The organism is Paenibacillus sp. IHBB 3054 (assembly GCF_051594305.1).
Lineage (GTDB): Bacteria > Bacillota > Bacilli > Paenibacillales > Paenibacillaceae > Paenibacillus_AQ.
In genome coordinates this window covers 24,372-38,020 of sequence record NZ_JBOFBG010000037.1, presented here as the reverse complement: position 1 = coordinate 38,020, position 13,649 = coordinate 24,372, and the positions used below count along the sequence as shown (strand labels likewise).

The 13,649-nt window shown below is 41.0% G+C and carries 14 protein-coding genes and 4 pseudogenes; 12 read left to right on the top strand and 6 right to left on the bottom strand.

The features are described 5' to 3' along the window. Positions 1-518 precede the first annotated feature (518 nt). The 5 genes and pseudogenes from ACQ76X_RS27920 to ACQ76X_RS27900 all read left to right on the top strand — a co-directional run. Positions 519-1,109 carry a DUF3737 family protein gene (locus tag ACQ76X_RS27920; RefSeq protein ID WP_438497056.1) on the top strand — a complete coding sequence of 197 codons (591 nt, stop codon included), beginning with the start codon at positions 519-521 and terminating at the stop codon, positions 1,107-1,109. Between the two features lie 13 nt (positions 1,110-1,122). After that, entirely contained in the window at positions 1,123-2,340 is a 1,218-nt protein-coding gene (locus ACQ76X_RS27915) for a MalY/PatB family protein (RefSeq protein WP_438497055.1), read from the top strand. Then, positions 2,337-2,615, top strand: a complete 279-nt coding sequence (locus ACQ76X_RS27910) for a hypothetical protein (RefSeq protein WP_438497054.1) — start codon at positions 2,337-2,339, stop codon at positions 2,613-2,615. Before ACQ76X_RS27915 ends, ACQ76X_RS27910 begins: the two co-directional genes overlap by 4 nt. Continuing rightward, positions 2,608-3,051, top strand: a pseudogene (locus ACQ76X_RS27905) (MBL fold metallo-hydrolase); the annotation flags it as partial. The gene ACQ76X_RS27910 and the pseudogene ACQ76X_RS27905, both read left to right, overlap by 8 nt. 209 nt (positions 3,052-3,260) lie before the next feature. Next, positions 3,261-3,573: pseudogene (locus tag ACQ76X_RS27900) on the top strand (IS5/IS1182 family transposase); the annotation flags it as partial. 79 nt (positions 3,574-3,652) lie between these two features. Here the strand turns inward: ACQ76X_RS27900 and ACQ76X_RS27895 are convergent. Both ACQ76X_RS27895 and ACQ76X_RS27890 read right to left on the bottom strand, forming a co-directional pair. Next, complete coding sequence (locus tag ACQ76X_RS27895; protein ID WP_438497053.1) at positions 3,653-4,825, bottom strand: MFS transporter; 1,173 nt, start codon at positions 4,823-4,825, stop codon at positions 3,653-3,655. Between the two features lie 805 nt (positions 4,826-5,630). Beyond that, positions 5,631-5,720: pseudogene (locus ACQ76X_RS27890) on the bottom strand (Lrp/AsnC family transcriptional regulator); the annotation flags it as partial. Positions 5,721-5,778: 58 nt separating this feature from the next. Between ACQ76X_RS27890 and ACQ76X_RS27885 the strand changes: the two are divergent. Further along, entirely contained in the window at positions 5,779-6,981 is a 1,203-nt protein-coding gene (locus ACQ76X_RS27885) for an MFS transporter (RefSeq protein WP_438497052.1), read from the top strand. Positions 6,982-7,107: 126 nt separating this feature from the next. Here ACQ76X_RS27885 and ACQ76X_RS27880 read toward each other — a convergent pair whose 3' ends face one another. Continuing rightward, positions 7,108-7,335 carry an aldo/keto reductase gene (locus tag ACQ76X_RS27880; protein WP_438497051.1) on the bottom strand — a complete coding sequence of 76 codons (228 nt, stop codon included), beginning with the start codon at positions 7,333-7,335 and terminating at the stop codon, positions 7,108-7,110. 44 nt (positions 7,336-7,379) lie between these two features. On the opposite strand from ACQ76X_RS27880, the gene ACQ76X_RS27875 reads away from it, so the two are divergent. Next, a complete protein-coding gene (locus tag ACQ76X_RS27875) occupies positions 7,380-8,504 on the top strand; it encodes an IS4 family transposase (RefSeq protein ID WP_438497050.1) in 1,125 nt (374 codons plus the stop codon). 37 nt (positions 8,505-8,541) lie between these two features. Here the strand turns inward: ACQ76X_RS27875 and ACQ76X_RS27870 are convergent. The 3 genes and pseudogenes from ACQ76X_RS27870 to ACQ76X_RS27860 form a co-directional block, all read right to left on the bottom strand. Further along, positions 8,542-9,169 (bottom strand): annotated as a pseudogene (locus tag ACQ76X_RS27870) (aldo/keto reductase); the annotation flags it as partial. Next, positions 9,106-9,333: a hypothetical protein gene (locus tag ACQ76X_RS27865; protein WP_438497106.1), complete on the bottom strand. Its 228-nt coding sequence runs from the start codon at positions 9,331-9,333 to the stop codon at positions 9,106-9,108. The gene ACQ76X_RS27865 and the pseudogene ACQ76X_RS27870, both read right to left, overlap by 64 nt. A 512-nt stretch (positions 9,334-9,845) precedes the next feature. Next, the gene (locus ACQ76X_RS27860; protein ID WP_438497048.1) at positions 9,846-10,526 is read right to left on the bottom strand and encodes a GntR family transcriptional regulator; all 681 of its coding nucleotides are present in this window, start codon (positions 10,524-10,526) and stop codon (positions 9,846-9,848) included. Between the two features lie 205 nt (positions 10,527-10,731). On the opposite strand from ACQ76X_RS27860, the gene ACQ76X_RS27855 reads away from it, so the two are divergent. From ACQ76X_RS27855 to ACQ76X_RS27835, 5 genes are all read left to right on the top strand, one after another. Beyond that, a complete protein-coding gene (locus tag ACQ76X_RS27855; protein WP_438497047.1) occupies positions 10,732-11,178 on the top strand; it encodes an OsmC family protein in 447 nt (148 codons plus the stop codon). Between the two features lie 77 nt (positions 11,179-11,255). Then, a complete protein-coding gene (trxA, locus tag ACQ76X_RS27850; RefSeq protein WP_438497046.1) occupies positions 11,256-11,576 on the top strand; it encodes a thioredoxin in 321 nt (106 codons plus the stop codon). A gap of 122 nt (positions 11,577-11,698) precedes the next feature. After that, a complete protein-coding gene (locus ACQ76X_RS27845; protein WP_438497045.1) occupies positions 11,699-12,277 on the top strand; it encodes a hypothetical protein in 579 nt (192 codons plus the stop codon). Positions 12,278-12,289: 12 nt separating this feature from the next. After that, entirely contained in the window at positions 12,290-12,925 is a 636-nt protein-coding gene (locus ACQ76X_RS27840; protein WP_438497104.1) for a methyl-accepting chemotaxis protein, read from the top strand. 46 nt (positions 12,926-12,971) lie between these two features. Next, complete coding sequence (locus ACQ76X_RS27835) at positions 12,972-13,541, top strand: class I SAM-dependent methyltransferase (RefSeq protein WP_438497044.1); 570 nt, start codon at positions 12,972-12,974, stop codon at positions 13,539-13,541. Positions 13,542-13,649 lie beyond the last annotated feature (108 nt).

Sequence of the window (13,649 nt, the reverse complement as noted above, 5' to 3'; positions counted from 1 at the left end):
CCGAATTAGGCCAAGAATGTGTACCGTACACCGATTATTAAAGTAATGACCGAACCAAGGTTGCTCAAAAAGGGAAATGGAAAGAAAACAAACAAATTAGGAACGCTACGATAGTAATTGAATTTGCTGGAAAAAAACCCTATGTTGGCGGAAAAAGGGACATTTTGTTATGCAAACAGTTGTCGGGTGACAAGAACATAGTCCCATTAGAACCCGCGCCCCGCGCGGGTTTTCTGTTTTATGGGATCAAGTTCTTGTCCATTGCTCGGGACAAGAACTTGATCCCATTGCCGATAATGGACAAGAACATGGTACTATTGCCGATTTGATATGCATCTAATTATTGATCAGTGTTCATCGGTCCCAGCAGTCCCCTGCATCAACGACAGTTGAGTAAATCCAGAAACACATCGATGAATATCTTCTTAACCGTTTTTATACAACCCTCTCTAGCAAGATCCCCACTTGACTTGCCATGACTTCAGGCGGATAAGGCATTCCTTTCGAGAAACTGCAAAGTGGATGCCCCCAAGATATTTAGAGATTTCAGCAATATCAACATCGTCAAAACAATTATGGATACGAATGAAACCTTATGGGACTGTTACAATGTGAGCATCCTTGATTCGGAATTCAAGGGCAACTATTTGTTATTGCATGGCAACAATATCGAAATTAATAACTTCAGATTAGACGGTGATTACTCCTTTCAGCATGTGAAACAAGGGGTGATTAGGAATAGCATGATCCTATCCAAGGATGCACTTTGGAACACAGAAGATATCACGGTATATGATTCCATACTCGAAGGAGAATACTTAGGCTGGTATTCCAAAAAGTTGAGACTCGTAAATTGTAAAATTATCGGGACACAGCCTTTGTGCTATGCAGAAAACCTGATTTTAGAAAACTGTGAGATGATCAATACCGACTTGAGCTTTGAGTATACAACCGTTCAGGCTGAAATCATAAATACCCTGGATAGTGTGAAGAATCCCATTAGCGGCGTCATAAAGGCAGAAGGCATTAAAACATTGGTACTAGACGATCCGGAACTAAACCTATCAAACCTGCAAATTATAACAAATGCTAAGATCGAATCACTTTAAGGAGGCTAATTGTGTGAAGTATGATTTTGACCAAATAATTAATCGGAAACATACAAATAGTGCGAAATGGGATACGGAAAACGGATTCGATACTTTACCGATGTGGATAGCCGATATGGACTTTACAACCGCAGAACCGATTATAAAAGCCCTAGAAGAACGAGCGCGGCATGGGATTTTTGGTTATGCAAGTATACCGGATGCTTATTATGAAGCGGAGGTTCACTGGTGGGAGAGACGCCATCATTTCACAATCCATAAGGAATGGATCGAAGTTAGTACCTATGTTATACCCTCGCTTTCAGCGATCGTTCAAGCCTTTACAGAGGCTGGAGATCAAGTATTGATTCAATCCCCTGTTTACAATTATTTCAATACCTCTATAACGAATAACGGCTGTCATGTCGTCGTCAATGAACTCAAGCACAATGGCGATATCTATGAAATTGATTTCGATGATTTTGAACAAAAGGCTTCCCATGAAAAAGTTAAACTCTTTATTCTCTGTAATCCTCACAATCCTGTTGGAAGAGTATGGAGCAGAGCGGAGCTGCTGCGATTAGCCGAAATATGTTTACGGCATAACGTAGTAGTTGTATCTGATGAAATTCATAGGGATTTGGTATATACAGATAATCATTTCATTCCTTTTGCCTCAACGGGTGAAGAGTTTCTAATGAACTCAATAACATGCACGGCACCTAGCAAAACCTTCAATCTTGCTGGACTTAAAACATCTAATATTATATCGGCAAACGAAGAATTCAGAAAAAAAGTCAACCGGTCACTTAATATTAATGAGGCCATTGAACCTAATGTTTTTGGAATTGAAGCTTTAATTGCCGCTTATAACAATGGGGAAGAATGGTTAGATCAATTGCTAGTTTATCTTGCAAGGAACAGGGATTACATCATGTCTTTTATAAAAGAAAGACTGCCTGACTTAAGGGCTCTACTCCCAGAGGCAACTTATTTAATCTGGATCGATTGCCGGAGTCTTGGTATCCCTTCAACAGAGTTGAGTAAGAAGCTATTGGAAGAAGGACAACTAAGAATAAATGAAGGCCTCATCTATGGCGATACAGGAGAGGGATTTATCCGCATAAATATTGCTTGTCCAAGAGTGCTATTGCATAAGGGACTAGAAAGACTCGAGCAGATTCTAAAATCAATTCACAGCAATTTATCAGGGATCATTCCTGTAATTCATAGAGGGGAGAATCATACATGAAAAAAGCACTTGTGTATTTGCTGGTATTTCTGCTTGTTCTTTCCTTAGCGGCATGCGGAAACAACGGTTCTGAGGAAAGTACTGCGGCAATCAACATACCGAGCAGTACTGCTGGTATTAGTCCTGCTGAAAATAACAATGCCACTCCACTCGTTACAGGTGAGCAGAAAATACTCATAGCGTACTTTTCCCGCGTCGGTAATACAGATTTCGATTCAAATATAGACGCCGTTACCAGCGCAAGTCTAAACCTCCAAGACAGCGTGAAATGTTGAAATATTGAAGCAGAATACAGTTTTCGAGGGTATTCAGTTGATTCAAACAGATGCTCAGCACGGAAGAGGGGAAATACTTAAAGTGGCAGGGAATGTGATGGGGGTTGTCTTTAAACATTCGGATCAAAAGACTTTGTATGTTGCTGGGGATACGGTGTGGTATGACAAAGTACAGGAAGTCCTCGATACGTCCAAGCCTGATATCATCATTCTTAACGGTGGGGATAACCAGTTTCTCCAAGGTGGTCCTTTGATTTTGGGGAAAGAGGATATTTATGAGGTGTATAAAGCTGCCCCAGACGCCAAAATTGTTGTGGTTCATATGGAAGCTGTAAACCACTGGAACTTATCCAGAACTGATCTTAAGAGCTTTATTAAGGAAAAAGGGATGGCTAATATAGTAGTGCCAGATGATGGTGAGGCATACACATTTTAAGGTGAGGTTGAATTGGTTAAAAGAAGAAGGGGCATCTGCCCCCTCAGGCTGTCGAGAATGTCTCGATAGCTTTTTTATGTTCCCGTAATTCCACATGACAGCACGCTAATGTTGTGTAATATGGGTAACTATTTATAGAACGGATGGTGTTCGATAAGTAGCGGTCCAACCGAGAAAAATAGCAAGCCTACGAGTTTGTTTTAATCGAAGATTTAGTGACACAAGACCATGTCACGCCCGGAAATGTCCATGATTGCGTGCCGTATTTGTCACGATTGGATCGCCAGCAGGAACGCTTTGGATTTAACGTCGAAGCCGTTGCGCTCAACTCCGGTTATTTAACCACACCGATTTGCCGAGGACTCCAAAAACGAAATATTTTTGCTGTGATTGCTCACCGAAGATTTCATCCCAAACATGGCATAAAGTACCGAAGGACCGACCGCAAGGGCTACCGGCAGTACGCTTCTGACTCGGAGCATTGTAAGACTTGTCCCTCTGCTGAGTGAGTGTACAGGTTCCATTCTCTTGAAGGTGTTTTGATTTGTCTAACGTTATGGGGGCAGTCCCATTTAGACAGAATGCTCGTTTTTTGAAGCTGTTAAGTTACTCGTTGCTGGTGTTCTTTCTTACCGTGCAAGAAATAGTAGAGAATAGATATTGCAAATATGAAGACTCCCAAGATCGCATACAAGGCACTATATCCAGTTTTTTGAATAACAAGTCCTAGAAGATATGGACCAGTTCCAGTGCCCATTTCAAAGAATATCAAAAAGGTGGAAGTAGCTAGACCAACCCTGTGAGGCTCAACGGCGTTTACTGCTATCGTTTGTGTGATTGATGAAATATTACCAAAGCCAATACCAATCATAGCACCAGCCAATAATAAGGTTACACTGTTGCCTGCAGACCCGAGAAGTAACATCCCGGCCCCATATATAGTGATAGCTGGATACATAATAAAATTCGCTCCTTTTCTGTCCATCAATCGCCCAGTGAAAGGTCGTGAAATCAAGACGGCAACAGAATACAAGACGAAGAAAAAGCTTGCTGCATCAACTAGATCGATCTCAATGGCATAAATATTTAGATATGAAAGAACAGCGGAAAAACTAAAAGTCATTGTAAGAATAATCATAGAAATAGGAAGTGCTTTTGGCTCGATAAAACTAGATATCTTAAGGGTTCCCTCCATCTTCAGGTTAGGGACATTGAAGAAGAAGAGCGCAACTAACAAACTCAAAATTGCTAGCAGAAAACATAGACTGAATATCATGTCAAAGCTTGTATGCTGATTCATATAAAGTCCAATAAATGGACCAAACCCTGTAGCTAGCGCTGTGCTAACCGCATAATAGCCAATGCCCTCACCTTTACGTGCACCAGGTATTATGAGGGCTACAATTGTACCTAACACTGTGCTCGCTATGCCAAGTGCTACACCGTGTAAGAATCGACTGAGTATAAGGAAGGTGATCCCATAATCAGCAAAGTATAATAAGGTAGTTAATGTAAATAAGATTAAGCCGATAATTAGTATTTTTTTTGGTTCAACTGAATTAACAATCCGTCCGGTAAACAAACGACTGATCAAAGCACCGATAATAAAAATTCCAGACACAAGCCCTCCTTGGCTTGGAGATGCATTGAATTCATTTAAAGCAAAAACTGTGATGGTCGCATTTAACAAAAAAAATACTAACGTTAAGAGAAAATTTAAAGTGGAGAGGATAATGAAATTCTTTGTCCACAATTTTTGTTTGGCTTCTTTCATTGTTCCATCTCCTTTAGTTCAAATAAGTTTCAATTAATCCTGAATTTCTTATGTGAATCAACTTTCGTTTTATTTAGCTTTTTTTCTTTTAAATTTAATATTATCCTACAGACAATAGATTTCACATGATAAAAAGTAAGTCTTTATGTTAGTTGACTTGATTTTTGAAAGTCTTAAGACAAATTTGAATGAAGCTCCTTAATATTCTTCCTATTCTTTCAAAAATGAACATGTTGAACATCAGAATCGTCGTAGTGTTTCGTACCTTTCGGAACCGTTTCTCAAAACTTTCGACTGGGATAAATATCCACCGTTTCGTCATTGATACGTACATCAATACTGAAACGCATCTAATCTTCGCCTCGATCCGGATGAAAGTCTATTCACAGAGCCAAGATCATCGCTGTAAAGGATAACGGAAAAGAATTCGAGGGCGATCCGTTTGCAAAGAAAGGGAGCTATAACGTGACAATAACCACTACGAGAGTATTGGTTGTTGGTGCTTAGTCTAAAATTATATATTCACAGAACAATCTCATTAATGCATAACTCCCGTTGAACAGAAGAATTTGGAGAAAAGGCTTTAACTCGCATACTACCCTATGTGTCGATAGATTTGGGCAACTGGCTTACGCCTAATATCTAATTTGTTATACACATCTAGATTATATACTTTCAAAAATTAATTAAAATGACCGAAACACTTGATTCAATATATGTATAAAGAGGCTAAAAACTGATAGACTATATTGATGATAACAATGTAAAAGTAACTCACATTAGGAATGCGATATCAGTTGTTGGAATTAACTTTTATAGAATAGCCCTCTATAACTTCACTATCTTCTGATTTAGCAACACTCATTGCTACTGCTTGTCCAGTCATATGAACTTCAGCTCACCTATTGTGAGATACCTGCAAGAATACAGCTTGAAATAAGAGGAGTTTTCAGATGAAAAAACCAATTAAAGATCAGAAAATGGTAATAATCGTCCTTCTGAGCAACGTTTTCACAGCGTTTCTTGGCATTGGTTTAATTGTTCCGGTTATGCCATCTTTTAAAGATGTTATGGAATTATCCGGTAGCACCATGGGCTATCTAGTTGCAGTTTATGCCGTTGCCCAGTTAATTATTTCGCCTTTTGCCGGTAGATGGGTTGATCGTTTTGGAAGAAAAAAAATGATTATTCTCGGGTTACTTGTCTTCAGTTTATCAGAGTTGATTTTTGGTTTAGGAACTCATGTTTCAATACTTTATTTATCGAGGATACTGGGCGGAATAAGCGCTGCTTTTATTATGCCTGCTGTAACAGCGTACGTGGCTGATATTACTACTAAAGAGGATAGGCCAAAGGCGATGGGATATGTCTCAGCTGCTATTAGCACCGGCTTTATTATTGGGCCTGGGATTGGAGGGTTTATTGCCGATTATGGAATTCGGATGCCGTTTTTCTTCGCTGCTATTATATCATTCTTAGCCGCTATTTCCTCTTCACTTATATTAAAAGAGTCATTATCGAATGAAGAGCGAGAACAACTTTCATCTAATACAATGCAATCTAACTTCTTTAAAGATTTGAAAAAATCAATTCAACCAATCTATTTAATTGCGTTTATTATGGTTTTTGTACTTGCTTTTGGATTATCTGCCTATGAAACGGTATTCAGCTTGTTTTCTGATGAAAAATTTGGCTTCACACCCAAGGATATCGCAAGCATTGTTACCATTAGTTCAATTGTAGCTGTAATAATTCAAATTTTATTGTTTGGGAAATTAGTAGATAGATTAGGGGAAAAAAGGATGATTCAGTTTTGCTTGATCATCGCTTCGGTTTTAGCTTTCGTATCTACAGTTATTACTGGCTATATAGCAGTTTTAATTGTAACTTGTTTTATTTTTTTGGCGTTTGATTTGTTACGCCCCGCCCTAACTACTTTTTTATCTAAAACTGCTGGTAATCAGCAGGGTTTCGTAGCAGGCATGAACTCCACCTACACTAGCTTAGGGAATTTTTTTGGTCCAGCATTGGGTGGTATTCTGTTTGATTATAACATTCATTATCCTTACCTTTTTGCAGGAATAGTTTTAATAATTGGATTAGGTCTTACAATATTATGGAAAGAAAAATCAAACGAAGTCTCACTCCAGAAATAACTGTTTTTAAAAGTTATCACAAAACTAATTCAGCTCGAATATCTCTAATTCAACACAAGTTAACGGGGAAACGTTAGTTGAAAACAGCATGGAGCAGTTTGCTTAATGGCAACTGCTCCATTTTCGTTAAACTATTATCGAAGGTTTCAAAACAAGTACCCATGCAAGTGCGATTTGAGCTGGAGTAACGTTTTTTTCAGCAGCAATCTTCTGTATGAGTTCAACCAGCGTCTGGTTTGCCTCAATATTCTCCGGCTTAAAACGGGGCACAATACTGCGGAAGTCCGAGTTATCAAAAGTTGTATTTTTATCAGGCGTTGATTTTCCAAAAAAAGGGACAAAAAAAACCGCCATTCCAGGTAATGGTAAGTAGGACCAAACCGAAATGAGGCGACCTCATGAATAAACATACCCAATTCTTGGCCGTGTTTAAACAAGTTTTAACACCACAAGAAGTAGAAGATGTCACGGGGCAGACGAGATACGTGGATACAGCAACCAAAGTTACCGTTGGTTTGCTGCTCGATTACTTTGTTAAAGCCTGCTACCGGGGATGGAGCGGCTTCCGTGAAAGTGCCAGATTGGGCCCAAGCTTCGACTTACCCAAGGTTCATCACTCCACCCTCTCCGGCAAAGCCGGTGAGGTCCCTTACGAGATATTCAAACGTATTCAAATGCTCGTCAAGAAGTGTAACCGTAAAACCCGCCGTCACCTGAATCTTTCCAAAGATTTGTTGCTCATTGACTCGACCACAATCACAGCTCCGAACTCCCAAATGTCCTGGGCTCCTTATAAAAAATTTAGAGGCGGAATTAAGCTGCATGTTGCCTTTTCTCATGGCCAGCATTCGCTGGTAAATGTGGAAGAAACGATCGCTAAGCACTATGACGCTCCGTTAGGAGAAGTATTAGCGGACTCTGACTACATTTTGATGCAGGATCGGGCGTATGGAAAAATCAGCAGATTGGATCAATACGTACACCATGGCCAGTCGTTTGTAATTCGGCTCAAAAACAATCTTCATTTGCTGAAGCCACGGAACCTCCGGCGACCGGCAGAGGGAGACATGAAAATTGTACGCGATATTACCTGCTATATCGGTCAGGGGAAATGTCAATCGGTAAAGCGGCACCGAGTCGTTGAATTTGAAAATGACCGGGGTGAAGTTGTGCGGGTCGTGACCGACTTGAGAAAAGAATCCCCTGGTGTCATTGCTGAGATTTACAAAGCACGATGGCAAATTGAAGTCTTTTTTCGCTGGATTAAACAGCATCTGAACGTGCCTTGTCTATTCGGAACTACAGAAAAAGCGGTTTATAGCCAGTTATTTGTGGCCCTTACCGTCTATGTCCTCTTGAGGTACGTTTTTGAGGGAATTCATCGCAACGTGCCTGCATTTGCTCAACTGACCTTTTGGGAATTTATGCAGTATTGGCGTATTTTTAATCTTCCGCTGGAGTGGCAGGTTCAGTTTAGTCTGCTCAGGAGTCAAAGTGATTTCGCTAATTCTTCATTCCCATAATCCGGGAAATCAACACGCCTATATTTTTATCAACTCTCCCGGTAAGGAAACCTTTACCCAGCGGAGAGAACGGAACAAACCCTATTCCAAGTTCCTCAAGCGCAGGCAGTAGTTCATCTTCAGATTTTTTCCACATCATGGAGTATTGGCTCTGAATTGCTGAGAGCGGTTGAACTGCATGAGCACGTCGAATTGTTCTAACACTAGCCTCGGAAGCCCCCAATCTTTACCTTACCTTCCCGAATTAGATCTTGTACAGCTCCTGCAACTTCCTCAATCGGCACATCTGGATCTACCCGGTGCTGATAGTAAAGGTCTATGGAGTCGATTCTCAGCCGTTTTAGTGAGCCTTCGACAGCTTTTTTAATGTGCTCAGGCCGGCTGTCTAAAACGGTTTGTCTTTCACCCTGAAAATCAAATTCGAATTTTTTAGCAATCACCACTTTATTCCGAAAAGGTTGGACAGCTTCTCCTACAAGTTCTTCATTTGTGTACGGTCCATACATTTCTGCTGTATCAAAAAAGGTTACTCCCCGGTCAATTGCCGTATGGATTAGTGAAATCATTTCTTTAGTGTTCGATGCCGGACCGAAACCATGACTCATCCCCATGCAGCCAATCCCGATAGCAGATACTTCCAAGCTGCACAATCGACATTTAAGCATGATTTATCCAGAATTCTGTTCAGAGTCGCTACAATTTTATGCGAAGCATACATGGTTTCTTTTAGCTTTATTCCACAGTTGGGATAATACGTAATTTCCGGTCGGAAATGAACGCGTTTTTCAGGCGTCAGTCGATTTTTAGGTAAGCCTCTGTTTGGTTTCATGATGATCCATCCAGAATTCGTCTTATCCTTTACTACCTATTTTCTGGAGTGTTAGTTTTTTAATCTACCGTAGTTTTTTGGAAGACAAACCCCAGAAAAAAGTAGTGTCGCATAACCTGCGCTCACTTCAAAAGAGGAGTGACAGAGGCCAAAGAAACGTGCTTCGTCAAAGACTGTGAGTGGATATCGTAAGCGCCATAAACCTGCGAGCGTTGACCGAGGGGTATGTCCTGCCGAGAGTGAAAGAGCGCATTCAGGCGAACGGGCGACCTGGGTACATTCAAGACAGTGGAAGAGATTGAAATTTTTTTCTAACTCGCAACTGCCCGGAGGGGACAAGAAAGGAATCTATCCTCTGTAGCGGAAACAAGACCAGCTTGGTGAGTAGCAATAAAGGTGCATTCCTGAAGATGGAGAACTGACGAAGGAAAGCCGTGTAAACAGTTTGACGGGGAGTCCGAGGGAGTAATCCCTCGTCTTACCCTACTTGCTGCGAATAAATGCAGATCTGGTCACGGCTGTCTTATCATGTTAAGCAGTAATGAGACGTCATTGGTAGAGCCGACAGAAATGACTGTTTTTTTGGCATCATCAACGAACTTTCTCATTTGTTCAGCCAAGTCGTTTCTCGTAACGATCACATCCGCATTGTGAATAGCCTGAATCAGTTCTTCGTCTGGGAGCGAGGATATATCGATCGTTTGAATTTCGGCAGAGGTTAATCTCTTGATTTCATCCAGATAAAAGATGCAAGAGCTTGCCTTGCATTCAACGAAAAGATAACGCAGCTTCCTTTTTTGACGCTGGCCAAACAAATGCACATAAGCGAATCCGGACAGTAGCAGGTCGTCAATTGCAAAATTCAATTTGTGGGCTTCGTCAATCATTTGCTCCACAAAGGAAAAATGAGGATTGTTAGCTTTAAAGCGCTGGATTTGCTCTTCGTCGGCAACTTGCGTTCCCCGCCCTTTTTGCATCAGCAGAAGTCCCTCTTCTTTCAATTGTGTATATACGCTTTGAATAGTGTTCCGGTTAATCGACAATTGCTCGGCCAATTGATTGGTGGAAGGAAGCACATCTCCCGAATGGAGTAGACCTTTCCCTATAAGCCATTTGATCTGTTCTTTGATCTGTATATGAATCGGCAAGGGAGAATCGGGATCGATATTAAAAAGCAAGCCTGAGTTTTCCATCTTTGTACGACCCGCTTTCTTGGTTGGTTGTCTATGGATTTGGATATTTACAGCTTAATGAAGAAAATGATAAAAATCAAGCATTCATGCTCTGGATTACTATTTGATGGAGAAGGCTTGACAAATCGCAGAGAAAGATTTATTTTTATAATAAATAACTAATTAACCAATTAACTAGTTAACTAATAATAAGGAGAAGTGAGTTATGGATCAGTCAAAAACGACACTGAAAATGGAATGGAACGGGAATAAAAGTGGGAGTGGGAAAGTCGAAGCTGGCTATCTAAAAACAGAAATTGCTGTTCCCCAATCCTTCGGCGGCACTGGTGAAGGTACCGAGCCGAAGGAACTGCTAGTCACTTCCGCCGCAACATGCTTTATGATGACCCTTGTAGGCATGCTAGAGGCAAGAAATCTTGCTGTAGAAAGCCTGAAGATGCATTCGGAAGCAAGTGTTTCCAAAGAAGAAGGATTCAAGATCACCCATTACCCAGCAATTGTGCTGCCTACTGGTGCGAATGAAGAGGAGATTCAATCGGCTGATCGAACCTTTGCAGCGGCCGACCGGAACTGCGACGTTGGAAATATGCTTAAAAAAGCCGGAGTTCAAATCTACATCAATGGTGATGTCTCATTATCAAAGAACGCTTAAGAGGCCTCATTAATCACTTATCCATTTTAAAGAAATCCAATTATATTAAATAACTAAGTTTCGAGGAGGGAAGTCATATGAGAGCAACCGCTTTGACAAAAGATACGTTTCAAAATCATATTGAATCAGGAGTTTCCCTGGTTGATTTTTGGGCACCTTGGTGTGGGCCATGCCGAATTCAACTCCCCATTGTTGAAGAATTGGCGAATGAGCTAAAGGGTCAAGCTAATATCGCTAAAGTAAATGTTGATGATGAGCAGGAATTGGCTGTACGATTTGGGGTTCGAAGCATTCCGACCTTGCTGCTGTTTAAAGATGGTAAGCTGGTTGAACAAATGGTCGGTATAAATCCGAAATCTGTACTGAAAGCTAAAATTCTAAATGCGGCAGGAAAATAATTTTTGAATAAACGAACGGAGCAAGGAGCCACTCAGTTGGTTCCTTTTTAATAATCAGATTCAATCATATGGGTGGGGTATTCGTTCATAGAAAACGGTAAGACTGACTCAGGAGGAACAAAATGAAAATAAGCACAAAAACTCACGTTTTTATCCTGATATCCATCTTTCTACTGGTTTTGATCAGCAGTGTAAATTTCTATTATGTAAACAGCATGGAAGATGATTCCAATTTAAATACAATCCTTAGCACAAGCATGAAGGCCAAATTGATCAGTTCTCTCCTACTAGTTGTCTCCGTAGTGCTGTTGGGGGTAGTCGCAAAGCTAGTTATGGGTATGATTTCGAAGGATGAAATAGGCAAGATGACCAATTCTATCGACAGTTTGGTTGTAACGACAGGAGAACGGATTCAGCACATAAAAGGAATAGTTTTAGCGTTGTCGGAAAATTCAGAGGTGCTAACTCAAGCTGCTAAGCAAAGCGTAACTACAATCAAAGAGATGTCTGGACAAATCAGGGAAATCAATGAGGGTACCGTAGCCCAGGCACATGGGGCGAAGGAAATGAACCATACGATGGAACTTATGGCTCTAAACATTGGACGGATTGCAGGATCAGCGAACAAACTGGCTGAAGCCTCTCTGCATTCGGAGAAAAATGCGGTTGCTGGGCAGGATCATGTGAGCAAAGCACTTTAGCAATTTGATCGGATATATCTATCCGTTAAGCAACTGGGAGAGGTTGTGGCTTCCCTTCTGGAAAAATCAAAAAGCATCAGTTCTATTACGGATACAATAAACAATATAGCGAATCAGACAGGCTTGCTTTCTCTGAACGCTGCAATCGAGGCAGCGCACGCTGGGGAAGAGGGGAAAGGATTTGCAGTTGTTGCCGCTGAGGTCAAACGGCTGGCAGAGCAAACTCAGAACTCGGCGCAGAACGTGGCCAAGCTTATCAAGGAGATGCAAGATGAAACCTCGGCTGTATTCATTAATATGGAAAGCAGCAAAGCTTTTGCCGAAGACGGTAAGTCATCTATGATGGGCGTAGCCGACAGCTTTGATCATATCATGTTAAATATTAAACAGTTAACCATACAGTTGCAAGAAGTATCATCGGTTACGCAACAGATGTCATCTGGCACTGATGAAGTGGTGTCAACGATGGCAGCTTGGTCTGATACCACAGAAAAAACGAAAGATCTCGCCGAGAATGCGGATTCAACTGCATGGAAGCACTTGTCCTCCACAATGAAGGTTACCGATTCAGCTGCATCGCTAAGTAAATTGGCCGCTGAACTTAAAAATTCAATGGAATCGTATATGAATATAGAACTTAAGCGGTAGAACTGTTGTGAGAAACAGATCAGGAAGAAAGGAAGTGTGTCACATTATGGAAAAAAGATTCAATCCCGAAAAACTTGCAAGGTTAGATAGTCCGGAGAGACGGAAGGCTCTACCACCGGAAACCATTCTAGCTTTATTGGATATTAAGAAAAGTGATACCATATTAGATTTGGGTGCGGGTACAGGGTATTTTACGTTACCGGCTTCGACTCTCTGTCATCAAGTTTATGCATTAGACGTTTCTCCTCTGATGCTGCAGCATCTTCAAGAAAAAATAGCTGAACAAGAAACAACCAATGTAGAACTTTTAGAGGGAGAAATTGAGCAGATACCTGTGGAATCACAAGCTGCAGACCATATTATTGCTTCTTTCGTAATCCATGAGGTGGAGCCGCTGCAAGACGGTTTAAAAGAAATACAAAGAGTGTTGAAGCCGGGAGGTAAAGTACTTTGTATCGAATGGGAAAAGAAGGAGATGGAGCAGGGGCCACCGCTTGAACATCGTTTGCATTCCAGCGAGTTGTCCAAATCTTTCGAAGAACACGGCTTTACAATCGAACAGATTTCATTTCCAAACGAGCAGCATTATGTCATTATCGCTCGTAAACAAGGCTAGAAGAAATGGACGCTCGTGGAACATAAGCAGGTGTTCCACGAAGAGCTTAGACGAGAATGAATTGTTGAGTAAAGATGCGTTATTCTCTTCAGTGAGGGGTGGCTAATT